This window comes from Streptomyces sp. NPDC059477, from assembly GCF_042749375.1.
GTDB lineage: Bacteria > Actinomycetota > Actinomycetes > Streptomycetales > Streptomycetaceae > Streptomyces.
This window is the reverse complement of sequence record NZ_JBHYUG010000108.1, coordinates 1-25,369: the sequence shown is the minus strand read 5'-3', so window position 1 is coordinate 25,369 and position 25,369 is coordinate 1. Positions and strand designations below refer to the sequence as shown.

Annotated in this window: 16 protein-coding genes; 7 read left to right on the top strand and 9 right to left on the bottom strand. The window is 71.0% G+C overall.

The window, feature by feature from the left end; genetic code table 11:
• Positions 1-75 precede the first annotated feature (75 nt).
• Together ACFXAZ_RS34320 and eccD are read right to left on the bottom strand one after the other, a co-directional pair.
• Complete coding sequence (locus ACFXAZ_RS34320; protein WP_384599234.1) at positions 76-1,581, bottom strand: PQQ-binding-like beta-propeller repeat protein; 1,506 nt, start codon at positions 1,579-1,581, stop codon at positions 76-78.
• A 500-nt stretch (positions 1,582-2,081) separates the two neighbouring features.
• The gene (gene eccD / locus ACFXAZ_RS34315; protein WP_384599243.1) at positions 2,082-3,596 is read right to left on the bottom strand and encodes a type VII secretion integral membrane protein EccD; all 1,515 of its coding nucleotides are present in this window, start codon (positions 3,594-3,596) and stop codon (positions 2,082-2,084) included.
• A gap of 362 nt (positions 3,597-3,958) precedes the next feature.
• Here eccD and eccCa point away from each other — a divergent pair, with 362 nt between their 5' ends.
• Positions 3,959-7,936 (top strand): type VII secretion protein EccCa, encoded by a 3,978-nt coding sequence (gene eccCa / locus ACFXAZ_RS34310; RefSeq protein WP_384599231.1) that lies wholly within the window; start codon positions 3,959-3,961, stop codon positions 7,934-7,936.
• A 183-nt stretch (positions 7,937-8,119) separates the two neighbouring features.
• Here eccCa and ACFXAZ_RS34305 read toward each other — a convergent pair whose 3' ends face one another.
• From ACFXAZ_RS34305 to ACFXAZ_RS34285, 5 genes are all read right to left on the bottom strand, one after another.
• On the bottom strand, positions 8,120-8,416 hold the full coding sequence (locus ACFXAZ_RS34305; RefSeq protein ID WP_384599228.1) for a WXG100 family type VII secretion target: 297 nt from the start codon (positions 8,414-8,416) through the stop codon (positions 8,120-8,122).
• A 71-nt stretch (positions 8,417-8,487) separates the two neighbouring features.
• Positions 8,488-8,835: a WXG100 family type VII secretion target gene (locus ACFXAZ_RS34300; protein ID WP_382690093.1), complete on the bottom strand. Its 348-nt coding sequence runs from the start codon at positions 8,833-8,835 to the stop codon at positions 8,488-8,490.
• A gap of 70 nt (positions 8,836-8,905) precedes the next feature.
• Positions 8,906-10,192 (bottom strand): S8 family serine peptidase, encoded by a 1,287-nt coding sequence (locus tag ACFXAZ_RS34295; protein ID WP_384599226.1) that lies wholly within the window; start codon positions 10,190-10,192, stop codon positions 8,906-8,908.
• 24 nt (positions 10,193-10,216) lie between these two features.
• Complete coding sequence (locus ACFXAZ_RS34290; RefSeq protein ID WP_384599223.1) at positions 10,217-12,061, bottom strand: hypothetical protein; 1,845 nt, start codon at positions 12,059-12,061, stop codon at positions 10,217-10,219.
• Between the two features lie 2 nt (positions 12,062-12,063).
• Positions 12,064-12,471: a hypothetical protein gene (locus ACFXAZ_RS34285; protein ID WP_384599220.1), complete on the bottom strand. Its 408-nt coding sequence runs from the start codon at positions 12,469-12,471 to the stop codon at positions 12,064-12,066.
• Positions 12,472-13,008: 537 nt separating this feature from the next.
• Between ACFXAZ_RS34285 and ACFXAZ_RS34280 the strand changes: the two genes are divergently transcribed.
• The 3 genes from ACFXAZ_RS34280 (at position 13,009) to ACFXAZ_RS34270 (ending at position 16,471) form a co-directional block, all read left to right on the top strand.
• Positions 13,009-13,527, top strand: coding sequence for a hypothetical protein (locus ACFXAZ_RS34280; RefSeq protein WP_384599217.1), 519 nt, complete (start codon positions 13,009-13,011; stop codon positions 13,525-13,527).
• Between the two features lie 79 nt (positions 13,528-13,606).
• Positions 13,607-15,916, top strand: coding sequence for a hypothetical protein (locus ACFXAZ_RS34275; protein WP_384599214.1), 2,310 nt, complete (start codon positions 13,607-13,609; stop codon positions 15,914-15,916).
• 24 nt (positions 15,917-15,940) lie between these two features.
• Positions 15,941-16,471, top strand: a complete 531-nt coding sequence (locus ACFXAZ_RS34270) for a hypothetical protein (RefSeq protein WP_384599212.1) — start codon at positions 15,941-15,943, stop codon at positions 16,469-16,471.
• Positions 16,472-16,552: 81 nt separating this feature from the next.
• Here ACFXAZ_RS34270 and mycP read toward each other — a convergent pair whose 3' ends face one another.
• Positions 16,553-17,836 carry a type VII secretion-associated serine protease mycosin gene (gene mycP / locus ACFXAZ_RS34265; RefSeq protein WP_384599209.1) on the bottom strand — a complete coding sequence of 428 codons (1,284 nt, stop codon included), beginning with the start codon at positions 17,834-17,836 and terminating at the stop codon, positions 16,553-16,555.
• Between the two features lie 74 nt (positions 17,837-17,910).
• Positions 17,911-19,440, bottom strand: a complete 1,530-nt coding sequence (gene eccB, locus ACFXAZ_RS34260; protein ID WP_384599206.1) for a type VII secretion protein EccB — start codon at positions 19,438-19,440, stop codon at positions 17,911-17,913.
• A 216-nt stretch (positions 19,441-19,656) separates the two neighbouring features.
• Here eccB and eccE point away from each other — a divergent pair, with 216 nt between their 5' ends.
• From eccE to ACFXAZ_RS34245, 3 genes are all read left to right on the top strand, one after another.
• Entirely contained in the window at positions 19,657-20,976 is a 1,320-nt protein-coding gene (gene eccE, locus ACFXAZ_RS34255) for a type VII secretion protein EccE (RefSeq protein ID WP_384599204.1), read from the top strand.
• Positions 20,976-21,845 (top strand): hypothetical protein, encoded by an 870-nt coding sequence (locus tag ACFXAZ_RS34250; protein ID WP_384599201.1) that lies wholly within the window; start codon positions 20,976-20,978, stop codon positions 21,843-21,845. The genes eccE and ACFXAZ_RS34250 overlap by 1 nt, the downstream gene beginning before the upstream one ends.
• A 305-nt stretch (positions 21,846-22,150) precedes the next feature.
• Positions 22,151-25,246 carry an SCO5717 family growth-regulating ATPase gene (locus ACFXAZ_RS34245; protein ID WP_384599198.1) on the top strand — a complete coding sequence of 1,032 codons (3,096 nt, stop codon included), beginning with the start codon at positions 22,151-22,153 and terminating at the stop codon, positions 25,244-25,246.
• Positions 25,247-25,369: the final 123 nt, after the last annotated feature.

Genomic DNA, 25,369 nt, shown 5'->3' with positions numbered 1-25,369 from the left:
GGGCGCCCCCGCGCCCCCCCCCCCCCCCCCTCCGGGTTTTCGGTCGCCGAGCCAGTGGTCGAGCCGGTGGCGGCGTCAGTGGTCGAGCCCGAAGGTGCCCACTCCGATCGATACCAGGACCGGCGCCGTGGGGTCCGCGTCGTCCGGGGAGAGCTGGCGCTTGGAGAGGAAGACGCGGCCCTGTTCGACCACGATGTCGGACCACTCCAGGTCGCCGAGCTTGTCCCGGTCCTCCTGCGGCAGATTGAACAGGAGGTACGGCGTCTCCTTGTCGGTGGCCGCGTTCCAGCCGACCACGGCCGCCGGCTCGACCTCGCTCATGCTCTGCCGGTGGATCAGGAGGTCGTCGCCGCTCATCCGCAGGGGGTACACCAGCTGGAAGGGGCGGCCGTCGAACTTCCCGGCGGTCGCGCCGGTCTCGATGTCGAAGGCGACGATCCAGTTGGCGGGCTGGTCGATCGTGGTCTCGTCCTTGGTGGCGACGTACAGCAGGTCCCGGCCCACCACCAGCGCGTCGCAGTGCTCGACCACGCCGAAGTACGACGAGGCGAAGTAGCGGTCGCCGCATTTGGGGTCGTAGCGGCCGGACATCGGGACGGTGGCCCGGTAGGTGCCGTGCTCGTCGAGGGTGATCAGTTCCGTCACGGCGGTGTCCCCAGCGGCGACGGCGATCACGGGCGGCTCGGACGACGGCAGATAGACGTGCTGGACGCCCTTGGCGACCTCGTACGTCCACTCCGCCTCCCCCGTGCGCGGGTCGAGCTTCTCGACGCGGTAGGTGATGTCGGCTCCGGTGCCGCAGGCGAGCAGTGCCAGGAGGGCGCGTCCGCCGGCGTAGCCCTGGTCCTCGCAGCTGGAGACGGAGGTGCCGTCCCAGAGTCGGCGGCCGTCCTTCATGTCGTACGCGACGGAGCCCTGGCCCCAGGCGACGGCGACGACACCGCGCGTGAGGGTGAGGTTGGTGTTGGTGACGAAGGCGGAGCCGGCCGAGGGCATGGTGGCCTGCCAGATCTCCTTGCCGGTGTCCATGTCGAAGAACACCACCTGGTCGCAGACGCCCTCGCTGTCGGCGCCCTCGGGTCTGTCCGGCTGCACGACGACCGCGGTGCGGCCGTCGGCCGTGACGTGTTCGCTGGTGGCGCAGAGGTGGCCGTCGAGGTCCAGGGTCCAGACGGGGTCCTCGGAGTCCGGGGCGATGTCGAAGCCGAGGATCTTGTCGGCGATGCCCTTGGCGAAGGTTTTGCCGGTGGCCCAGGTGCCGGGCGCGTAGCGCTCATCGCCGTTCTTGTACTTCTCCAGGCCCGCCTCCCGCTGGTACAGCATCAGGCGGCCCTCGGGCGAGACGGGCGTCTTCTCCACGGTCTCGCGCACCTCGTCGGGGTGCTGGGCGACGGCCGCGGGCCTGTCGTCGGACGGCGTGTCGTCGCCGCCCGACGCCATGAGCCAGGTGCCGAACCCGGCCGCGGCGAGCAGGACGACCGCCCCTGCGGCCCCGAACAGCCGCCATCGCCGTCGGCTGCGGCGGCCCTCGGCGGCCCGGGTGGACTCGGTGTACGGGGAAGGGGGCGGGCCGAAGCTCACGCTGGGTGCCTTTCGTTGCGCTTGCAGGGCGGCGCCGGTCGGGTGTGGTGTTTGGCCTACGTGCCGGACCGGCTGGCCGGGTGTGGTGCCGGCCCACGCGCTGTGTCGGCCGGGTGTGATGCCGGCCTACTCGCCGTGCCGGCCGGGTGTGGTGCCGGCCTACGCGCCGTGCCGGCCGAGGCGCCATACCGGCCTTCGCTCGGTGACCGGCTGATGCGGGGGACGGGCTGGTGTGCGGTACGGGCTGATGCGGGGCGCCGGTTGACGTGCGGCGCGATGGTTCGGGGCGCTGTCCGACGTCTTCGCGAAAGCGCGGTGCGCCGGTTGACGTGCGGCGCCGCCGCGCGGAGTCCACCGCGCGGGTGCGACAGGCCCGCGGCCATGACCTCGGCCTCCGACCACGACCACGCCCCCGCCACGATGACGGCCCCGACCCCGCCCGCGATCACGACCGCCGTGGGACGGCCGGGCGCCCCACGGCGATCAGGGGCGAGCCGCTCTCAGTCCCCCGCCATCGATCGCGCGGACGCGTAGACGTCGAACACCGCCAGTGCCAGCGGCACCAGCGTGAGCAGGACGAAGGTCTCGGCGATCTCCATGAAGCGGCCCCAGAAGGGCGTCACGCCCCGGCGTGGGCTGATCAGGCCGATCGCGGTCACCAGGGCGGTGGCGGCGCCGAGGGCGGCGGCGAGCCAGACGGTGCGGATGTCGAGCGCGGTGGTGTCCCCGGCGAGCGCGTCGTGCACGTACTCGGTGGGCGGGTTGAGGGCGAGCCCGATGCCGAGGAAGACGAGACAGGCGAGACCTGCGGTGAGGGTGGCGGCGACCTGGGCGGTGTAGCGGAAGAGCTGCGCGCGCATGAGCATCGCGATGCCGGTGGCCAGGGCGAGCAGTTGGGCCCACAGGTCGCTGGAGAAGCTCAGCACGATCGCCGCGCCGACGGTCACCAGGGCGCAGCCGCCGACCAGGCCGACGAGGAGTTCATGGCCGCGGCGGGCCTGGGCGGCGATGCGCTCGGCGTCGACGGGCTCCGGGGAGTCGGGCTCGTCGGTGCTGTAGCCGCGGGCGGGGTGGGGCGGTTCGAAGCCGATGGGGAGCCTGGCGAAGCGCATGGACATTCCGGGCAGGAAGGCCAGCGCGCAGACCGCGAGCGGGGCGCTGACGGCGGCCGTCTCGATGGGCCGCAGGTGGGTGAGCATCGCGACGAACGTGATGAGCAGGCCGATCAGTGAGGCGAGGACGAACGCCACGAACGGGCTGTCGCCGCCCGGCGAGAGCAAGGTGAGTACGACGGCGGCGACCAGCACGGCCGCGCACGCGAGCAGGAACTGGAGCCGTCCGATGCCCTGTCCGTCGGCGAGCGGCAGCAGCCCGGAGCCCGCGACGGCCATGTTGGGCAGCGCGCCGAGTCCCAGGGCGATGGCGGAACCGCGATCGTCGTACACGCGCGCGCGTACGCAGGCGATGGTGACCAGGAGGATGCCGGTGACGGCGGCGAGGATGCCCTGGAGGCCGTGCATGTCGTGGCCGGGCCGGGAGCTCCAGACCACGAAGGCGAGCAGTGCGGGCAGTACGCCGCCGGCGACGAGGCCGGCCGCGCGGGTGAGGCCCGCGCTCCACAGGGTGCGGTCCTGGGTGACCGCCGAGGCCACCGCCTCGGAGACGTCGTCGTGGACGGCGGGCGGCAGCGACTCGGCGAACGGACGCAGCGTCAGCAGCTCGCCGTCCAGGATGCGCTGGGCCGCGAAGGAGCGGGAGCCGTCGAGGACGGTGCCGTCACGGCGGACGAGGTGGTAGCCGACCGGGGCGCCCTCGGTGGGGCGCTGCTGCGACAGGCGCAGGATCTCCGGGTAGAGGTCGGCGACCGGGACGTCGTCGGGCAGCGCCACGTCGATGCGGCTGTCGGGCGCCACGATGGTGACCCGGCAGAAGCCGAAGCCGGTGCCCGTGCCCGCCCCGGACGGGGCCGCGCTGCCCGCTGTGCCGGTCCGGCCGGTCGGCGCGGAGGCCGTCATGCTCACCTGATGTTCCCCCTGTCATGGTGTGCATCGCTGGCGGCGGGCCGGCGCCGGGCGCGGGGCCGGGCGCGGGACCGCCTGTGGCGATCCTGTGCACGTTCTGCGTACGTCGTGCCGCGCCGCCCGATTCACCGGTCCGGTTCGCCGCCGGGCCCGGGAGCAGGCGGGGAGCGCGAGGAGCGAACATTGCGGATTGCCCGGTTTTCCCGGTCCGATTCGCAACTGTTCACGTGTCTCACCGGCACCCTACCGCCCGCCGTTGTCAGTGGGTGTCAGTAGGATCGCGCTGCGCGATCGACGTTCGCCGGACACGGGGCGGCGGGCGGAACGGATCGGGCCGGCAAGGGAATTGGTGCGAAGTGAGCCACATCGTCGTCAAGCGCCCACCGCGGGCGCTGCCGAAGGAAGTGCCCACGAGCGAGGTCGTGGTCCAGCCGCCGCCGGAGCTGCCGCGCGGGCAGATGGAGGGCGCGCTGATGCAGTTGCTGCCCATGCTCGGCATGGGCGGTTCGGTGGTGTTCTTCTTCAACCCGCAGGCCCAGCCCTTCATGAAGATCATGGGCATGGTGATGATCGCCTCCACGATCGCCATGGGCGTCGCGATGCTGATCCGCTACCGGCGTGGCAATCAGGGCCAGATGGCCGACCTGCGCCGCGACTACCTCCGCTATCTGTCCCAGACCCGCAGGGACGCGCAGCGGACCGCGAAGGCTCAGCGGGACGCCCAGTACTACCTCCACCCTTCGCCGGAGCAACTGTGGGCACTGGTCGCCGAGGGCAGCCGGGTGTGGGAACGCCGCACGGGTGACGAGGACTTCGGCCAGGTGCGGGTCGGCCTCGGCCCGCAGTCGCTGGCCACTCCCCTGCTGCCGCCGCAGAGCGCGCCGGTGGACCAGCTGGAGCCGCTGACCACGGGCGCGATGCAGCGTTTCCTGGCCACGCACTCCACCGTGGAGGGCCTGCCGATGGCGGTCTCGCTGCGCGCCTTCTACCACGTGACGATCAGCGGGGAGCCCGGCACGGTACGCGGTGCCGCCCGCGCGGTGACCGCCTCGCTGGCCTCCTTGCAGTCCCCCGAGGACCTGGTCATCGCGGTGGCCACCGCGCGGGACGCGGCGGGTGAGTGGGAGTGGACCAAGTGGCTGCCGCACGCGCAGTCGCGGGGCACCGCGGACGGCGCCGGGAGCCTGCGGCTGATCACCACCAACCCGATGGAGCTGGAGGAGCTGCTCGGCACCCGGCTCCAGGGCCGCCCGCGTTTCCACCCGGACGGCGCGCCGGTGCCCGAGCAACCGCATGTGGTGGTGGTCCTCGACGGCGTTTCCCTGCCGCCGACCTCGCTCCTGGCCGGCGCGGAGGGCCTCCAGGGCGTCACCGTCCTGGAGGTGGTGCCGGGCGAGCTGACCGCGGGGCGCGGCGACCTCTCCATCGTCGTGCACCCGCGCGAGCTGCGGCTGGAGTCGGCGCACGGGATGGTCTACGAGGGGGCACCCGACGTGCTGGCGTACGAGGGCGCGGAGGCGCTGGCCCGGCAGTTGGCGCCGCTGCGGGTGGCGTCGGGCGGGGACGACGACGAACCGCTGCTGGCGAACCTGGAGTTCACCGATCTGCTGAACCTGGGCGACGCGGCCTCCGTGGAACCGCGGCGCACCTGGCGCCCGCGCTCGCAGTCCGAGCGGCTGCGGGTGCCGATCGGCGTCGGCGAGGACGGCCGGCCCGTGATGCTGGACCTCAAGGAGGCTGCCCAGGAGGGCATGGGCCCGCACGGCCTGTGTGTCGGCGCCACCGGTTCCGGCAAGTCGGAGCTGCTGCGCACGCTGGTCCTGGGGCTCGCCGTGACGCACTCCTCGGAGACCCTGAACTTCGTCCTCGCGGACTTCAAGGGCGGCGCCACTTTCGCGGGCATGGCGCAGATGCCGCATGTGGCGGCGGTGATCACCAACCTCGCGGACGATCTGACCCTCGTCGACCGCATGGGCGACTCCATCCGCGGTGAGCTGAACCGCCGCCAGGAGATGCTCCGCGACGCGGGCAACTACGCCAACATCCACGACTACGAGAAGGCCCGCGCGGCGGGCGCCCCGCTCCAGCCGCTGCCCTCCCTGGTCCTGGTCATCGACGAGTTCAGCGAACTGCTCACCGCGAAGCCGGATTTCATCGAGATGTTCGTCCAGATCGGCCGCATCGGCCGCTCCCTGGGCGTGCATCTGTTGCTGGCGTCGCAGCGCCTGGAGGAGGGCCGGCTGCGCGGCCTGGAGACGTATCTGTCGTACCGGATCGGTCTGCGGACGTTCTCGGCGGCCGAGTCGCGTGCCGCGATCGGCGTCCCGGACGCCTATGAGCTGCCGAACGTGCCGGGTTCGGGCTTCCTGAAGTTCGGTACGGACGAAATGCTGCGTTTCAAGGCGGCGTACGTCTCCGGGGTGTACCGCACCAGCGCCCAGCAGGCGGCGTCGTACGGCGGGCCGCTCCCGGTGGACCGCAGGCCGGTGCTGTTCACGGCGGCGCAGGTCCCGGTGCGGTTCGTGGCGGTACCGCCGCAGCGCGGCGAGGAGGAGCCGGAGCGCACGGACGACGCGCTCGCGGACACCGTGCTGGACGTGATCGTGCGGCGCTTGGAGGCGCAGGGTCCGGCGGCCCACCAGGTGTGGCTGCCGCCGCTGGACAGCCCGCCGTCGCTCGACTCGCTGCTGCCGGGCCTGGCGGCGGTGCCGGGCCGCGGCCTGACCCAGCCCGGGTACGAGGGCGCGGGGCGGCTGGTCATCCCGGTCGGTCTCGTCGACAAGCCGTACGAGCAGCGGCGCGACCCGCTGTGGGCGGACTTCGGCGGCGCGGCCGGCCATATGCAGATCCTGGGCGGCCCGCAGTCCGGCAAGTCCACGCTGCTGCGCTCGATCATCGCGTCCTTCGCACTCACGCACACACCGCACGAGGTGCAGTTCTACGGGCTGGACTTCGGCGGCGGCGGCCTCTCGGCGGTCGCCGGGCTGCCGCACGTGGGCGGTGTGGCGTCCCGCCTGGACCCGGAGAAGGTCCGGCGTACGGCGGCCGAGGTGTACGGCATCCTGACCCGCCGCGAGGAGTACTTCCGTACGGCGGGCATCTCCTCCATCGCGGAGTTCCGCAGCCGCCGCGCGCGGGGCGACATCGCGGTGACGGACCAGCCGTGGGGTGATGTGTTCCTGGTCATCGACGGCTGGGGGAACTTCCGTACGGACTACGAGACGCTGGAGCCGTTCGTCCTGGACATGGCGGCGCGGGGCCTGGGGTACGGCGTCCATGTGATCCTCACGGCGTCGCGGTCGATGGAGGTCCGCTCGAACCTCAAGGACCACCTGGGGAACCGCCTGGAGCTGCGCCTGGGTGACCCCATGGACTCGGAGTTCGACCGCAAGGTGGCGGCGAACGTCCCGACGGGTGTCCCCGGCCGGGGCCAGACCCCGCAGAAGCAGCACTTCATGGCGGCGGTGCCGCGCATCGACGGTCTGTCCTCCGACACCGACCTCGCGGAGGCGGCCCAGGCGCTGGCCGCCGAGGTCACCCGGCACTGGCAGCTGCCGGGCGCGCCCGGGGTGCGGCTGCTGCCGCGCGAGTTCCCGGCCGCCCAGCTCCCGGCCGGCGACCGCTTCCCGGAGCGGGGCGTCGCCTTCGCGCTGGACGAGGACAACCTGGAGCCGGTGTTCGTCGACTTCGAGACCGACCCGTTCTTCCTCGTCTACGGCGAGAGCGAGTCCGGCAAGTCCAACCTGCTGAAGCTGCTGGTCAACCGGCTGACCGAGCGGTACGACGGCAATGACTGCAAGCTGTTCGTGGTGGACAACCGCCGTTCCCTGCTGGGCGTGACACCGCCCTCGCACCTGGCCGAGTACATCCCCATGTCGAACCAGATGCAGCACCACATGGACGCCCTGTCGGACCTGATGCAGCGCCGCACCCCGACGGCCGACGTGACCGCGGAGCAACTGCGCGACCGCAGCTGGTGGCACGGCCCGACGGTGTACATCGTGATCGACGACTACGACCTCGTCGCGACGTCGAGCGGTAATCCGCTGTCCGGTCTCACCGAACTGCTGCCGTTCGCCCGTGACGTCGGCGTGCGCTTCATCATCGCCCGCTCCACGGCGGGCGCGGGGCGCGCGGGCTACGAGCCGTTCATCCAGCGGATGAAGGAACTGGGCGCCCAGGGTGTCGTCCTCGCGGGCGATCCCGGCGAGGGGGATCTGCTGGGCGGGGTCCGGCCTCGGGCGATGCCGCCGGGGCGGGGCGTCTTCGTGTCCCGCAAGCGGGGCAAGCCGCTGGTTCAGGTGGGGGTCGTGGGGGACGCGGCCGGGCGGTGAGGCGGCTCACGCGGAGCGCTGGCGGGGCGTACGTCCGCTTGCCCAGGCGTCCCCGACAACAGCACAGGGTGGGCGCCTCCCGCGCGCGCCCACCCTGGAGTTGCTCCTGACCGCAGACTTCCGCGAAGCCCGTTCGCCGTGCTCCTCCGTGCGTAGGGCTACGTGCGGCAGCTGTACGAGGGGCTACATGAAGTAGCTGGCGGCCCTGCGGTCGCCCTCCATGTACGTACCGCCGGACTGACCGACGACCTGGCCGATGCCCATCAGCGCGGTGTGGATGTCGTTGGCCTCCTTGTCCCAGCGGCGCAGCTTCTCGCCGAACTGGTCCTGGGCCTGGCCCGCCCAGTACTCGCGGCTCCGCTCGACCATCTGACGGAGTTCCTGGAGGTCCTGTTCGAGCTGCTTGGCCTCGTTGCCGATGGTGGTGGCGGCGATGTCGAGCCCGTCATAAGTGACGGAAAGCCCCTCGTTGTTACGCATGCTGTCTCCCTCGTGTCAGTGGTGGGTGCAGTGGGTGCCGTGCGGCCGGCCAGCGCCGTGCCGAACGGGACTCACATGGAGTTGAAGGCGGACGACTGGACCGTGGGCGCACCCTGGTTGACATCGATCCGGTTGACGGAGGCGCGGACCTCGTCCTCCTTGGTGTCCTTGATGTTGCGTGCCGTGGTCATGGCCTCCATGACCTCGGCGAGGATGTTCCCGATGCCCTTGAGGGACTCGTTGATCTCGTACTGCTTCCGGTCGAACTCGGCACGGCCGATGCCCTGCCACTGGCCTTCCAGCCCGTCGATGACGCCCTGAAGGCTGCTCACCCGCTTGCGGATGCCCTCGTACTTCTCCACCATCTGCTTCTGTAGCTGGACTACTGCGGCGTCTTCGAGTTTCTGGTCGGTAGCCATGGTGACCTGCCCTTTCTCTGTGTGTTGTTCTCGGTGTGGCCGTGCGCCGCCCTGGAGTGGCTGGGCACTGTCACCTCGTGCGCCGCGCGCGCAGGACGGCGAAGCCCGCTCCGCCGACCACGATCACCGCCGCCGCGGCGCCCACGGTGATCCACAGGGTGTTGCTGTCGCCGGACTCCGACGCGTTCGAGCCCGCGGCCGAGGTGCCGCCGGACGAGCCCTCCTGCGGGGCCGGTGACGAGCCCGACGGGGACGAGGACGAGCCCGACGGGGACGGCGAGGCCCCGGCCGGCTCGGCGGACTTGGCCAGCAGATCGCCGCCGTTCTCCTTCGCCAGCGGGTCGACATTCGCCGGGCCCCCGTCGTAGTCGGGCTCCGCGAGCACAAGACGGGGACGTACGAAGCCGTATCCGAGGTAGGAACTCGGCTTCTCCTTGGGCCAGTCACGGCCCGCCGTGTCGACGAGGGCCCGGGTGACCTGGTTGACCGTCCAGTCGGGGTGCGCGGACCAGATGAGGGCGGCGGAGGCGGAGGTGAGGGCGGTGGCGGAGCTGGAGCCGTTCTTGGCGCAGTACGACTGGAAGGTGGCGTCGCACCAGCCGGGAATGTCGGCGCCGGGTGCCGCCAGGTCCGCGTACTTCCCTTCGGGGGAGCCCTCGATGACCTTGATGGAGGAGTCGACGGCCGCGGCGCCGATCACGTAGGGAGTGTCGGCCGGGCTGTCGGTGAATCCGTCGTTCCCGAGCGCGGAGACCAGCAGTTTGCCCTTGGACGCGGCGTACCGGACGGCCGCGTCGTCCTCGTCGCTCGTCATACCCCCGAAGGACATGCTGATGATCCGTGCGTCGGTGTCGGCCGCCGCCCGCAGCGCGTCCCAGGTCTCGGGGGCCTTCTCGAACTCCGGTCCCACCTCAAGTCCTTCGAGCGCCACGCGGATGGGAAGGATCTTGGCGCCGGGCGCCAGGCCCTGGATGCCTCCCCCTTCACCCGTTCCGGCGATCAGTTCGGCCATCGTCGTACCGTGACCGCTGTAGTCGTCCGTGGCGCCGTAGGCGACGGACTCGGGCACCTCGTCGGTCAGGACCTGGCCCTTCAGGGACGAGGTCTCGGGATTCACGCCGGTGTCGATGACCGCGACCTTCACGCCCTCCCCCGTGCTGGTCTGCCACATCTGCTCGGCCTGCATGGTTTCCAGGTACCAGGGGTTCTCGGTGTCGACCGCCGTCGCCCCCGGTGCGAGGCCGACGCCGACGGCGGCCAGGGCGCCGACGAGCGCACTGACCGTACGTACTCGCCCCGTGCCCCGCGTCCGGAGGAACACGGTCCGCTCGGCTCGTCGGCTGGTCCCTGACGTCATGGTGTTCTCAGTCCTCGCTCGCGCTCAGTTGACGACCGGCGGCACATCGCGCCGCGGCCTGTTGGGGAGGTGGGTCTCTTCGTCCTCGACCACGTAGTCCGGACGTGGTGTTCCCTGCTGGTCACGCTCGTCGTCGGGGCGTCTCCTGGTGGCGGGCCCGCGGACGAGTCCGGAACCGCCACGGGTCATGCCGTTGCGCTCGGCTCCCGAGGCGGAGTTCCGCGCCGAGGGACTGCCGGTGACGGGCGGGGGCGTGCCCCGGCCGCCGCGCGGGTTCGTGCCCGGGCCGGGCCGGTTCGTGGCGGATGGTGCCCCGAAGACACCGCCGCGCTGTCCGGGCTGGCCGCCGGGTGCGGAGCGGGCGTTGTTGACCGGGTTCGATCCGATGACCGTGCCGCGCGGGATCCTCGACCCGTTGCGGTTGTTGCTGGTCCCGCCGGTGTTCGTCGGCTGTCCCCCGACCACTCCGTGCGCCCGTCCGGCGCCGGTCGTGGGGCCCGCGCCGGGGCGCTGCGACGGCGTACCACCGGGGCGGGGTGTGCCGCCCGTGATGCCCTGGCCCATGGGGAAGGACCCCCTGGATCCGGAGGCGGGTCCGGTCGCCCCGGGCTGACCGGGGCGGCCGAACATTCCCGGGGAGGCCGGTCCGGAGCCGCGCGCGGTCCCGGACCCGGAGCCCGGGCTGAGGGGGCCGGAGGTCGGGCGGCCCTGGGCGGACAGTGGCGCCCGCGAGCCGGAGATGCCGGAGGTCCGCCCACCGGCGGCCGTACCGGAAGTCCGTCCGATGGCACTGTTGCTGACCGGCCCGTAGGGGCCGAACGGACCGGTGCTGTTCACGGGCGGGTTGCCGGTCGCCGGCTGGGCGGGGCCGGTGGTGGTCGTGGTGGCGGGTGGGGTCAGTGTGTCGACGCCGTCGATGTTGGTCCGTACGGGGGGTTCCTCGATGTCCTTGCGGACCGGTTCGCCGGGGTCGGTGACCCTTGCGTTGACCTCGACCGGCGCGTTGACCTCGGCCGGGGGCCTGCTCGTCGCGCCCGGCGCGTCGGCACCGGTGCGCCCCGCGTTCTCGTCCGCCGGGGGCGTGTATGTACGGGTGGGAGTCTGGCCCACGCTCTCACCGGGGCCGGATTCCGGAGCACCGCTCTCTCGCTGCGGCCGGGGTACGTCCACGGTCGGAGGGTTGTTGAACGTCGGCGGAACGAGATCCCGGAGCTGCTGATGGGAGACGGAGTAGTACGAGGCCAGGCGGTTCATCTGGTTGATGGCCTCCTGGCGGTCCCGCTCCACTCGGACGGCGTCCTCGTACTCCTCCTTGTTGGCCGCCTTCTCGGTCTCGCTGTACTGCTCCGGGCGCTTCCGGTTGGCGGGGTCGCGCGGTGGCATGGCGGAGCGCACCGATGCCAGACCGACCGCGGCGGCGGAGATCTCGTCGCCTGCGCTTCCGGCGAATTCACTCAGTTCCCTGGCGCTGGTGACGAGATTCTTGCTCCAGATGGTGAACGCCCCGGCCGCTTCGCCCATCCAGGAGAACGAGACCGTGCCGACGTGCTTTTCGAGGTCCTTGGCCGCGGCCATGATCGCGTCGCGGGCATCCCACAGGGCCTTGCCCGACCCTTCCAGGTCCTCCGGGTTCGCCTGCTCGACGAGGTCACGCAGTTGGTTGAGGCCGAGGCCGGTGCCGCCGAAGTCCGTGCTGCCGAACACGGCCTGCCCCGGCTTGGTGGCCCCGACCGTGGTCCTGATGGCCCCGCTGACCAGGCGGTTGAAGAGTCCCCCGCCCCTCGGCTCCTCGTAGGCGCGGGCGAGGTCGGCGAAGGAGTTCTGATCGGAGGCGCGCTCCAGGTCTTCCTGGTACTGCTCGTCCGACATCGTCACGCCTCCCCGCTCCGGTCGTCACTGGTCTCCGTACGGCCGCCGCCCGTGCTGTCATCGCGACCCAGATCCCGGATCTGCCGCTGGATCTCCCAGAACCGCCGCCGCTGCTCCTCTTCGAGGGTCTGGAAGCCGTCGGCCGCCCCCTTGGCGGCGATCCCGTACGCCTCGATCTGCAAATGCAGCGTCCTGGACAGGGTCGTCAGCTCGGTGTGCACCCTGTTGTACTGGGTGTACAGCTCGGTCGGTTCGCTGAAGAACGAGGAGCCGTTGCCCAGCGACGACGCGTTGATCGTCTGCCCGCCCACCTTCGTGGGGCTCCCGGCCGACCTCTCCAGATCCCGCAGAACCTCGTCCACCCTGCTGACGAACACCCTCAACGCCTCGTCGACCTGAAGGTCCGTCACGCCTCCATCACCCCTGCGAGCAGCATGGTGCCTCGCCCCCGTTTCCCCGTTGCGTCCACCCGTGTTCCCCGTTGCGTCGCTGCGGCCACGTCCCGCCGGCGGAACCAGCCACCGGCCACACAATCGCAAACAGAACCGCACCCAACAACGGCTTTACCACTGTAGACAACACCCCCAATGACTCCAACCGGCTCGTGCACTAACTCAGTTACAAGCCGGTGCAAGGGTCAGCGAATTGCCCGGTTCGCCGGTTTGCGTCCGGCACGGGCGGCAGCGGATCGGGGCCCGTCCGGGTCCACTCCGTGATCTTCACGGGACCTCTACGCACCGGTCCACCGTCCGAGGTCGGAGGCGGCCGGGCGACAGTCGCCCCTTCTCCCCCAAACCTTCACGCCGGACATAGCCGACAGAACCTTTCTCCCGCAAAGGGTTCTCAGGGTGTCCTGCTAATTTGTCCCGCGTTCAGAACACGGGGCCAGCGGTCGCACACGCTGCGTACGTGCCTGCGGCCAGGCATGACGGGGACGGGGATCGCCCATGGCGTGGGACGAGTGGGAGCAGCTCAAGGCCGAGGCGGCCGAGCGGCAGTCCACGGGGATGCAGCTGAACCAACTGGACTCCGGGGACGGTTCGACGGGCGCGCCCTCCCGGGCCGGGGACCTCAAGGTCGCGAACGCCTCGCTGACCGGCATCGGCGGATCGGCACACACGCTGTACAACCAACTGTGGGACAAGGCCCGGGTCGCCGTCCCGAGCAGCGACAAGGCGGCCGGCAATCTGACCACGCAGGGTTTTGCCCTGGGCGATGGCCTCCAGCATGTGTCGAACCGCTGGGAGGAGCAGCTCAGGTCGCTGATGGACGCCTGCGCGCAGATCACGAACCATCTCCAGGTCACCAGGAACATCCATGCCGGTGACGAGAACTACATCGTGCGCCGGATGAGCAGCATCGCCACCCTGGACGCCGGTTTCGACGAGCGGGTGGGAGAGCCGGGCGAGGCGAATCCGGTGTACGGGGCGCCGAGCGAGGCGAAGGGGGAGGAGAGAGAGGGCTAGGAGCGGCGACCGCCCCCTCACGCTCCCCCCTCTCACCTCCCTCTCCCACACCCCCCACCACCGCTAGGGACGAACACCCATGGACCTCGACACTCTCCGCAACGCCGGCTTCGCACTGCTGGATGAGGCGGTGACGGACTGGTCGACGCTGGTCAGCAATCTCGAAACCCTGAAACGGGACGCCGAGGAACAGTTGCGCCAGAAGGCCAACACCGCGGACTGGGCGGGGGTGAACGCGCAGGTGACAAAGGAGTTCATCGGCAAGACGGCCGGTGAGTTCACCGATGCGCACATCCAGGCCAGGACCATTCACGGCATTCTCGAAGACACCCGCGGCGAGCTGAAGAACTATCACCGGCAGCTGACGGAGGCCATCGAGGATGGCCGGAATCAAGGGCTGACCGTCATCGGGAGCGAGGGTGGCTTCATGGTCACCCACAGTGGTCCGCCGGGGGCGGGGGCCCAGCAGAACGATGACAACCAGACCCAGATCAACGGTCTCCGGGACCGTATCCAGGGAATTCTGGACCGGGCGACGGAGAGCGACGATTCAGCGCGGCGAGTGCTGAAGGCCGTCGCCGATCAGAGCGAGCTGGGTTTCTCCGATGTCAGCTACGGGGACCGGGACGCGGCGCAGGAAGCTCTGCGGCAGGCCGAGAGTCTGGCGAAGCTGGCCGCGCAGGACCCGCAGGATCTCAGCGTGGAGGAATTCGACCGGCTGTTGAGGGGGCTCGAAGAGTACGGGGACGACGATCTGTTCGCCGAACGGTTCGCGACCGCGCTCGGGCCGGAACAGACGCTGGAATTCTGGGCCGGGGTGAGCGATACGCATCGGGGGAACTACGAGCTGGGGCAGGAACGTCTCGACCGTTTCGACGATCTACAGCGGTCCTTGGGTACGACGCTGGCGAACGCCACGCAGAGCGACTCCGCGGCGATGGCGGAGTGGAAGCGCACGATGATCGACATCGGTGACAAACCGGTCGGCGGCGGGGTCGGCAGTCCGATGGGCTTCCAGGTGATGAGCAACCTGATGCGGACGGGGAATTACGACGACCGGTTCCTCGGTGAGTACGGCACCAAGCTCATGGCCACCGAGCGTGAACTGACGGGAAATGGCGAGCACTCCAATCTGGCGTGGGAGTACTCGGGAATGGACCCCTGGCTCAACCGGATCGGCGAGGACAGTGGCTCGGACCCGTTCACCGGCTTCCTGAAGGGCCTCTCCAACAGCCCTGACGCCGCGACGGCCTTCTTCAACCAGGAGTTCATCGCCCGAAGCGATCCGGACAACCCCTTCGAGCGGGACACGGACGGCGACGACAAGAAGGGCAAGGTCACCCTGTCCAACTTCCAGTACCTCTTCGAGGAACGGAAGTGGCCCCAGGAGACCAGCCTGACGGGCGAGGAACTGAACACGGGGAAGAACAATCTGGCGCTGGCACTGGAGGCGGCCACCACGGGGCATCCGGCGGGGGAGATGCCTACGGCGGACACGCCGGCGCACAGCGCCGAACAGGCCGAACTGTTCAATGCCATCGTCTCCTCCGTAGCTGACAATCCGGAACGCCTCACGGGCCACTCGTACATGTCGGATAGTTTTGGACAGATCACCTCGGAGTATCTCCCGGATATCAACCGGGCAGTCTCCGATGTGTCCAGGGAGTCGGAGTCCTTCGAAAACATCGAGAACCTATACCCTCTCGCTGGCGCCGATGCCGACCTGAATCATGCAGAGGTGACCAGATTCCTCTTCACAGTGGGTCAGAACAGCGAAGGCTACGCCGCCATCGAAGTCGGGCAGGGTGCATATATGGCGCAATTGATGGAGCATCACCTGAATCCGGATCTTCCGGCTCACCAGCGCTACTCCTCCAGCACGGAATCAACTGTGTCGTACATCGCGCAGCGCTCCGGTGAAATCTCCGGAACGCTTGCACTGGCCCGGGGGGAGGCGATCGGAAGTCCGGGCTCCGACGAGGACAAGCAATACGACCACTCTGTCGCACAGTACAAGAACCTCATCGCCGGAGGCGTCGGAACCGCGGTAGGAGTCAGCACGTCGTTCGTCGCCACGCCATGGGTCGGAGCACTGACAGGCGGCCTTGCCGGCACGGCCACCAGCATGGTGTTGGAACAGGTCTTCAGCGACGCCGAGGGGCACGCATTGGAACAGCGATTCCAAGAAATGGGGGACAGTTGGCAAGCGGCCCTCACCGGCAACAACGAATATGTGAGCACAGCAACGCTGGCTGCCGCCGGCGAACACAACTTGAGCAACGCGGACGATGTGGACGGTTGGGCCCGTGAAGGTGCTCGCCAAGGCTTCATCAACGCGGATGCCATTGTCAACGGCCAGGCTCCCGGAGCCATTACCACTCCCAACTGAACCCCTACGTTTGGCGAGAAATCCGTGACTCAACCGCACCGCGCAGCTTCCTCCTTCGGAGCGATCACTCTCCTTTTCGCCCTCTCGGGGTGTACCGAAAGCGAGGGGACCCGCGACTATGCAGTTCCGAACTCGGCATGCGGGACAGCCATCGACGCAGATGCACTTTCCTCTTTCCTCCCAGCTGGAAAGAAAATCACCACGGAAGAAACATCGCGCACCAGCGATTCAACCAAGTGCGCCATTTCCGTGGACGGCAAGTTGATCATCCAGATCGCGCAGGAGTGGTGGAACAACATGTCCATCCTTGATTTTTCTCGCGGCATGACCCTGGACGACCCCGACCAGCACTCAGAGGACGGCTTGTACAGCTACTCCGGCTATCAGGCATTCAGCAAAGTCGAAGGCTGCCGCAGCAGCGAACACGCAGATCAAGTCCTCTTCGCCGCCATTCAAGCGCCCGGGTCGGACCATCGGGATTCCACCGCAATGCAGCAACTCATCACTGAGTACACTCAAGAGATAGAGAAATCTCCCGCGTGCGACCAGAATTGACCGGTATCGCAGAAGTTGTTTCTGCCGAGCGGGGAGAAGGCGTACGACGTCAGGGGCTTCGGGAACTGCTCACAAAACGCGTCACGACGCCGAATCCCACCCCCGCCTCCTCCCCCGAGAATCCCGCACAGCCACCCCCGCCCCCGTCAACCCCGCCACCAGTACCAGCCCGCCCACCACCACGTACGTGCCGAGGCGGGTGTTGCGTTCGTCCGGGGATTCTCCGAAGTGGACCGGGGACACCGATGGGGCCTCGCCGGCGGTGATGGGGGTGTCTGGTTGGGGGGTGTCGACCGGGTTCGCGGGGTCTACGTCGGTCAGGGCCTTCAGGGGGTCCACGACGCCCCAGCCGACCAGGCGGTCGGGGCCGGGGATGGTGCGTTCCGCGGTCTGTTCGATCTGGGCGACCACCTGCTGGGCCGTCCACTGCGGGTACTTCGACTTGAGCAGGGCCGCCACGCCGGCCACGTACGGGGCCGAGAAGCTGGTGCCGTTGTCGGAGCAGTGGCCGTTGCCGGGGACCGTGGAGATCATGTCGACGCCGGGGGCCGCCACGCCGACGAACTCGCCGGACTGGGAGAAGGGGGCGCGTTCGTTGTTGCGGTCGGAGGAGGCGACGGCCAGGACACCCTCGTACGACGCCGGGTAGGTGATCTGCACATCGCCGCCGAGGCCGTCGTTGCCCGCCGAGGCGACGACCACGACGTCCGCGTTCAGGGCGGCCTTGACGGCCTCTTCGAGGGACGCGTCGGGGCGTACCGCGTTCGCCGTGTCCTGGGAGATGTTGATGACGTCGGCGCCCTCGGCGACGGCGTAGCGGATCGCGTCGGCCAGGGTGCTCGCCGTGCCGTTGCCCTCGGCGTCGTTCTGCTTGATCGGGATGATCGTCGCCTCGGGGGCCAGGCCGACGAAACCGGTGCCGTCGGCCGGGCGGGCGGCGATGATGCCCGCCACGCGCGTGCCGTGGCCCACGGTGTCCGTGGTGCCGTTCGCGGCGCCCCAGTCCAGCTTCTCCTCATCGGCCTCGGCGTCCTGGGGTGGCAGGACGCTTCGCCCCTTCGACGCGTCCACCGCGTCCTTGAGCTGCGGGTTCTTGATGTCCACGCCCGTGTCGATCACCGCCACCTGCACGCCCTTGCCCGTCGACCGGGCCCACAGCTCGTCCAGGTTGACGCGTTGCAGGGACCAGGGGCGGCCCTCGTACCGCTCCGACGGGAAGGTGCACTGGCCGCTGTCGTCCGCCCGCGCGGCGGGGGCTGGCAGGGCCAGCACGGTGGTCGCCGTGCAGGCCGTGGCGGCGAGGAGGGCAGCCGCGCGCCGGCCCCCCGTCCGCTCGCCCTTCACCGTCTCGCTCGTGTTCCGCATCCGTCCGCTCCCCCACCGCCCGCTCACCGGACCCCGCCTCCGCATTCCGTTCACCGGACTCCGCCCCCGCACACTCACGAACCCTGCGGCTGGCGGGCCGCCGCCTCCGACAGGCGCGGGCCCGTCGGCAGGAACGTCGACCACTGCGCGGGGACCGGCGCCGGGGCGACCTTCTCGTAACCGAGCCTGGTCTGGGCGATCTTGGCCTCGTTCAGCTCCTGCTCGCGCTGTTCCTCGGAGCTGCCGATGCCCTGGTCGTCGGTGGCGCTGTCGCTGTTGGACTGCATCGCGTAGCGCAGCCCGGTGTCGGTGACCAGGAAGAGGCTGCCCGCCCCGGTCTCGGTGCCCTGGAACTGGCGGTAGAGCTGGCCGGACCCGGGCGTGACGTACGCGCTGGAGGAGCCGGTGGGCAGCTGGGCGGGGAAGTCGGTGCCGGCCCAGGTGGACAGGGTCGTGGCGCCGCTGTCGGCGTTCACCGAGCGCAGTACGTTGCAGACTGTGTCGCGGCCCGTGGCGGACGCCGTGTCGTTGACCATGCGCGGCCGGTACTGCGGCCAGTCGCGCTCGCCCTCGAACGCCGTGCTGTCGGCCACCGCGCCGGGGCTGACCTGCTGGGCCTCGCCCGCCTGGCCGACGGCGAGCAGGGCGCTGCTGTTGAGCAGCAGGGTGGCGGTGAACTCGGAGATCCGGGCGACCTCGCCGGGCTGGACGACGTAGTACTGCATCCGCTGGCCCTCGAACGCCCGGATGACCATGCCGACCTTGTCGACGTCGTCGAGGGCGGCGTCGGCGAAGGCGTCGGCGGGCTCGCCGGGCGTGCCCTCGATGTCCGGGATGGCCAGCGCGTCGCCCTCGTGCAGGGTGTCGAGCCACTCCTGGGAGACGCGCTGCGGGTCGCGGCCCTGGGTGTCGAGGGCCTTGAGGAGTTCGCTGTCCGCCGGGTCCCCGATCTCGTACGCGGCGCCGTCCGCGTCGACCACGTACCGGGTCTCGCCGCTCTGGCCGACGACGTACATCAGGTCACCGCCCGCGAGCTTGCCGCCGCTCTCCGTCCTGGCCCATTCCTTCTCGGCGAGCACGAACGCCGCCTTCTGGATGGTCCGGCCGCCCTCGGCGGGACGCTCGCACACCGCCCAGCGCTTGGCCTCCTCCGCCTCCTCGGCCGACGGCAGCCGGTCGGGGGCGTAGGGGATGCCGATGGTGGCGCCGTGCGGCGGCTCACCGCTGTCGAGGACCTTCTCGTCCACCGTGATGACGCTGTCCTTGTCCTGGTCCAGCAGCAGCTTGGCGGAGGCCATGTTGAGCACCGGGTGGAGCTGGCTGTCGCCGCCCGTCTCCAGGACCACGTACCGGGTCGTCGAGTCGCTCGCCACGATGACATGGGCGCCGGGGGTGTCCCAGCCACTGGGCGCGGTCGGGCTGAACAGGCCGATCGCCCCGAACACCGCCAGAATCACGATCCCCACGACCACGCCCGGCCAGACCGCGCTCAGCGGCTTCGGCGCCCCCTCCTCGGAGCCCGACGGCGAGGGCCGCAGGAACGACGCCAGGGTGCGGCGCTTCGCGAAGGTGTAGGCGTTGAGTTCATCGCGCCGTGATGCCATCTGTGTCCGCTCACTCCCCGTGCGGAGCCATGGGGGACCCGTGAAGAGCCGTTCCCCCGCCCTCGGTTGACTCTGGTGCCTTCTGGTGCCTCGGTTGTCAGACCCGGCCCCTACTATGCCTGTTGCGTGGCCGTACGTGCGCCATGGGTAGGGTGCCCGGAGCTGGAAAGGACCTGGGCGCAAGGGATTTCGGGATACTTCGGGGGTTTTGCAGTGATGGCTTCCGCACGGCGGACCCGGTCGCGATCGCAACCGGGCACAGGATCGGGCGGCGGCACCGCCACACCGTCCACGGCGACGGCCGGCGGCAGCGCCGTCACCCCGCATCCGCGGTCCCGTTCGGGCCGCGGCGGTTCGTTCGCCGTACAGCGTCTGGTGCTGCTGGAGCTGGCCGCCGCGCTGGTGGTGTGCGGCTGGCTCATCGACATGTACGCGATGATCCCGGCCGCCGTCGCCGCCGCGGTGCTGCTCGTGCTGGCTCTGGTACGGCGCCGGGGGCGCTCCCTGCCCGAGTGGCTGGGCGGCGTGCAGGCGCTGCGGGCCCGGCGCCGCCGCGCGGCCGGCAGCACGGTCCCGCCGGGCACGGACGCCGGTCTCGCGCCCGCGGTCGAGTGCGACCCGACCTTGCGCACGTACAGCTTCGGCCGGGGCGAGGACCGGCCGCCCGTGGGCATGGTGGGCGACGGTGGCTTCGTCACCGCGCTGCTGCAAGTGGAGGCGGACGCGGGCGCGTTGCGCGCGGAGCGCGGTCGCAGACCGCTGCCCGTCGCCCTGGTGCGCGATGTCCTCGACGTCGACGGCATCCGGCTGGAGTCCGCGCAGATCGTGGTGCACACCCAGCCCGCGCCCGCGCCGCATCTGCCCCAGCAGTCGGTGGTGGTCACCAACTACACCCAGCTCCAGGCGCAGACCGCCGCCCCGGCCGTGCGCATCATGTGGATCGCGCTGAAGCTGGACCCCGAGCTGTGCCCGGAGGCGGTGGCCGCGCGGGGCGGCGGCCTGGTCGGCGCGCAGAAGTGCCTGGTGCGGTCGGCGGAGCATCTGTCGAGCCGGCTGACCGGCGCGGGTTTCCGGGTCAATGTGCTGACGGAGGAGGAGATCAGCTCCGCCATCGCCACCTCGGCCTGTGCCAACCCGATGGTCACCGCCCAGGCCGGGCAGAGCGACGCGCCCCGGCGGCGCACGGAGGAGTCCAGCCGCAGCTGGCGCTGCGACAACCGCCGGCACACCACGTACTGGGTGCGCCGCTGGCCCCCGCTGGGCGGTGACGGCGTCGGACTGCCGCAGCTGGTGGCCCAGTTGACGGCCGTGCCCGCGCTGGCGACGACGTTCAGCCTGACCCTGGCGGGCGGCGGCCGACGGGATGTCACGGTCACCGGCCATGTGCGGATCACCGGCCGCAGCAGCAGCGAACTGGCCACCTCCCGCCGGGACCTGGAGCGCGCGGCCCGCCAGTCGCGCACCGGCCTGGCCCGGCTGGACCGCGAACAGCTTCCCGGCGTCCTCGCCACCCTGCCGCTCGGAGGTGCCCGCTGATGGCCATGCCGGGTTCTTCCGCGTCGTCCCGTACGACACCCGGATCGTCCCGTACGACGTCAGGATCGCCTCGTACGGCATCCGGATCGCCTCATACGGCACCTGGATCGCCTCGTACGGCATCCGCCGATCCCGGCGGAGAGGGTCAGCACCCGGGGCTCGTCGAGCGGTTGCGCACCGGCTTCGGGCTCCTCGGGCCCCGCCACCCACGGCACTCGCTCCCCGTCGACCAGCTCGACGCGCTGTCCCTGCCCATCGGGGACGACGGCGTGGTGGTCGGCGTCAACGCCGAGGGGCAGCCGGCGGTCCTCGGCGTGAACCGCCCGACGCCGTACGACATCCTGCTCATCGGCGGTCTGTGGACGGCCCAGGTGCTGGCGCTGCGGGCGGCGGCCACGGGCGCGCGGGTCGCCGTGGAGACCGGCCGCGCGGCGCACTGGACGCAGGTGGTGCAGGCAGTGGGCGGCGGCCAGTCCGGCATGACCGTGCACGACGTGGGCCGGGTACCGCCGCTGGGCGCCTCGGCGGGCGGGCCGGTGCTGGTGATCCGGGACTGCGGGATGCGCCCGCCGCGCGGGCGGGTGGTGTCGGCGCCCTGGCAGTCGGTGCTGACCCTGCTGCCGTATCTCAGCCCGGTGGCACCCCGGTTGATGCGCCAGGCACGGCTGGTGGGTGTGCAGCGGGTCTCCCCGGACGAGGCGACCGAGATCGGCCGCGTGATAGGTCTGCCCCGCCCCGAGTACGAGTCCCTGCCCACCCTCGCCGACGGCGTCACCCTGTGGTGCACCGAACGGGACCGGCAGTACGTGATGACCCAGCCCACGGACGCGGAGATCGGACTGCTGGGCGTGGCCCGGCGGATGGACTGAGCGGCGCACCGGCACGGTGCGGTGAGCGGGGCGGGCGTCTCCTCCCGGGCAGGGTTGAGGCACTGCCTGTTGAGGCAGTACGTGGTGGGAGCGGCACGGGAGGCGCCGAACGCGCACCCGGGGATGGGCGGGCCTGCCGTGGTCGTCCTTTTCATGATTAGGCTGGGGTGGGGCACATCGCGGGCACCCGGTCGGCGGGTGACGCGCGTTCCGGGGACGACCCGGGGGGACCGCGCGGTGATGCGGACGACGGCAAGGGTCGCCCCGGCACGGCACGAGGGTGCTCGACCACATCAGGAGGAACTGTGAGCAGCGATCGGGACGGGATCCGCGGGGGCTGGGCGTCGCCCGACGATGACCAGCCCGATACGGATGCCTCGGTGGAGATGACGGGCGAGTTCACCATCGACTACGCACCGCCCGCCTGGTACACGCAGAACGCGTCCGGGACCGGGGCTCAGCCCGTGACGGGGGCTCAGCCCGGGGTCGGCGGAGGCGTAGGTGCCGGTGGGAACGCCGGTGCGGGTGGGATCTCCGGGGCGGCGGGGCCTGTGAGTCCTGCGGGGACTTCGAGGGCGGTCGGCCCTGCTGGAGCTGCCGGGGCGAGTGGGGCCGGTGAGCCGCCGGGGGCGCCCGTGCCTCCGTCCGTGCCCGCGCACCCGACCGGCGCCGGTACACCGTTCACCACTCCGCCCCCGCCGGTCGACGTACCCCGGCTGCCGGAGGGCAGTGGGTTCGTGCCGCAGACGCCGCAGCCGGGTGGGCTCCCGGAGGCCTGGACGTCGTCCGGGGCCACCGCCGGGGCGGACACCGGGGATCTGGAGAGCAACGCCACGATGAAATTCTCCGCCGCCTCGCTGAAGCGGGAGTTCGCGGAGCTGACTGCGGGGGCGGAGGCGCAGTCCCCGGGCGGGTCCGGTGGGAGCTCCGCTGAGGAGTCCGAGGCGTCGCCTGCGGAAGAGGAGAAGTCTGCCGCCGGTACGGTGACGGCTGAGGCAGGAGACGACGACGAACCGTCATCGTCGTCCGGTGACACCGAGGCCGAGGCACCCCAAGCCGCGCAGGAATCCCCGGCCACGGACTCCGACGGCGACGACGAGTCACCCGAGGCCGTGGAGACGCCGGACGCGTCCGACTCCCCGGCCGACGGCGACTCGGAGGACACCCCGGCGCACTCCGAGGGCCCTGACGCCGACGCAGATGCGAGCACCGGTCCCGCCATCGAGCCCGCCGCCACGCCCGAGCCGCCGCAGGTCCAGCCCCCGGCCTGGACTCCCCCGCCGACCCCGCCGCCCGGCGTACCGCCGCTGCCACCGACGTACCAGCCCTCGTCGCCCATCCCGGCCGCCCAGTGGCCGGTCCAGCCACACCAGCCGGTCCAGCCGGTCCAGCCGGTCCAGCCGGGACAACCAGTACAGCCGGTCTCCCCGCCCCCTCCGGCACAGCCCCAGCCGCAACCACAGCCACCGACCGGCTACGGCTTCCCCCAGCCGCCCGTATCCCCCACCCCCCAGAGCGGATACGGCTTCCCGCAACCGCCCGTTCCCCCCAACCCCCAAGGGGGATACGGCTTCCCCCAGCCCCCGGCGCACCCAGCCCAACCCCAGCCGCCCATCCCGCAGCAGCCTCAGCCCCACCAGCAGCCCGGCGTCCCGGCCGCCCCCGTCGGCGCCAATCCCCAAGGCGGTTACGGCTTCCCGCAGCCGCCCGTATCCCCGACCCCCCAGGGCGGATACGGCTTCCCCCAGCCCCCGGCACAGCCGATCCAACCGGCACAACCGGCCCAACCGATCCCCCCTCAGCACCCCCCACACCCCCAAGGCCAGCAGCCACACCCCCAGCCGCAACCTCACCCCCACTCCCACCCCCAAGGCGGCCAGCACCACCCCCCAGCCCAACAGCCCCCGCAGGCCCACCCCCAACCCCCCATCGACCCCCGTACCGGCACCGCCTGGCCGCAGCCGCTCCAGCACGATCAGCGGCAGCCGACCAACCCCGGTGCGGCGCCGCTCGGTTACACGGCGGCCGTGGAGCTGTCCTCGGACCGGCTGCTCAACAACCGGCGGCAGAAGCCCAAGAGCAGCCGCCCGACCGGCGGCGGGTCGCGTTTCAAGCTGGGCGGGAAGAAGGAGGAGGCCGAGCGGCAGCACAAGCTCCGGCTGATCCGTACGCCCGTGCTGTCCTGCTACCGCATCGCCGTGATCAGCCTGAAGGGCGGTGTCGGCAAGACCACGACGACCACCGCGCTGGGCTCCACCCTCGCCACCGAGCGGCAGGACAAGATCCTGGCGATCGACGCCAACCCGGACGCGGGCACGCTCGGCCGCCGGGTCCGGCGCGAGACCGGGGCCACCATCCGGGACCTGGTCCAGGCGATCCCGTACCTCAACTCGTACATGGACATCCGGCGGTTCACCTCCCAGGCGCCCTCCGGGCTGGAGATCATCGCCAATGACGTCGACCCGGCCGTCTCGACGACCTTCAACGACGAGGACTACCGCCGCGCGATCGACGTGCTGGGCAACCAGTACCCGATCATCCTCACCGACTCCGGTACCGGTCTGCTCTACAGCGCCATGCGCGGGGTGCTCGACCTCGCCGACCAGCTGATCATCATCTCGACGCCGTCCGTGGACGGGGCGTCCAGCGCCAGTACGACGCTGGACTGGCTGTCGGCGCACGGGTACCAGGACCTGGTCTCGCGCTCGCTCACGGTCATCTCCGGGGTCCGTGAGACCGGCAAGATGATCAAGGTCGAGGACATCGTGGCGCACTTCGAGACGCGCTGCCGCGGGGTGGTCGTGGTGCCCTTCGACGAGCATCTGTCCGCCGGTGCCGAGGTCGACCTCGACATGATGCGGCCCAAGGTGCGCGAGGCGTACTTCAACCTGGCGGCGATGGTCGCGGAGGACTTCGTACGCCATCAGCAGATGCACGGCCTGTGGACCAGTGACGGCAACCCGCCGCCCGTGGTGGCGCCCCCGATGCCGGGCCAGCCGGTGCCGGGGCAGCCGTACCCGGGCCAGCCGACGCCGGATCAGCCGTACCCCGGGCAGCCGGTGCCAGGTCAGCCCCAGCCGCCCGTCCAGGGCCGGCAGTTCCCGGGGCAGCCGATGCCCGGCCAGCCTCCGGTGCCAGGTCCGTACGGCGGGCCGACCCCGTACGGCGGCCAGGCCCAGCCCCCGTACCCCGGCCAGCAGCAGGCCCACCCCGGCGGCCCGCCTCCGGTCCACCCGGGACAGCCGTACCCCCCGGCACAGCCCTACGCCCACCCCGGACACCCGGGCCAACCCGCCCAGCCCCATTTCCCGCAGAACCAGCCCCCGCACCCGGCCCAGCCGCCCCACCACCCCGAGGGCCGGGATCAGGATCAGGGCCCGACCCCGCCGCCACAGCAGTAGCCCACCCCGGCAGCGACCAAGGCGAAGGGCGGCCGATGCCCACCAGGCACCGGCCCCCCAACGCCCCGCCCCACCCGGGACCGCCGTACCCCCCCCCGCCGCGGCGGGCGCCACCCCCCCCCC

Coding starts and splice junctions, on each gene's coding strand:
- eccD (WP_384599243.1), bottom strand. CDS start 3,596: ATGACGGCCTCCGCGCCGACCGGCCGGACCGGCACAGCGGGCAGCGCG.
- ACFXAZ_RS34305 (WP_384599228.1), bottom strand. CDS start 8,416: ATGCGTAACAACGAGGGGCTTTCCGTCACTTATGACGGGCTCGACATC.
- ACFXAZ_RS34300 (WP_382690093.1), bottom strand. CDS start 8,835: ATGGCTACCGACCAGAAACTCGAAGACGCCGCAGTAGTCCAGCTACAG.
- ACFXAZ_RS34295 (WP_384599226.1), bottom strand. CDS start 10,192: ATGACGTCAGGGACCAGCCGACGAGCCGAGCGGACCGTGTTCCTCCGG.
- ACFXAZ_RS34290 (WP_384599223.1), bottom strand. CDS start 12,061: ATGTCGGACGAGCAGTACCAGGAAGACCTGGAGCGCGCCTCCGATCAG.
- ACFXAZ_RS34280 (WP_384599217.1), top strand. CDS start 13,009: ATGGCGTGGGACGAGTGGGAGCAGCTCAAGGCCGAGGCGGCCGAGCGG.
- ACFXAZ_RS34275 (WP_384599214.1), top strand. CDS start 13,607: ATGGACCTCGACACTCTCCGCAACGCCGGCTTCGCACTGCTGGATGAG.
- mycP (WP_384599209.1), bottom strand. CDS start 17,836: ATGCGGAACACGAGCGAGACGGTGAAGGGCGAGCGGACGGGGGGCCGG.
- eccB (WP_384599206.1), bottom strand. CDS start 19,440: ATGGCATCACGGCGCGATGAACTCAACGCCTACACCTTCGCGAAGCGC.
- eccE (WP_384599204.1), top strand. CDS start 19,657: ATGGCTTCCGCACGGCGGACCCGGTCGCGATCGCAACCGGGCACAGGA.
- ACFXAZ_RS34250 (WP_384599201.1), top strand. CDS start 20,976: ATGGCCATGCCGGGTTCTTCCGCGTCGTCCCGTACGACACCCGGATCG.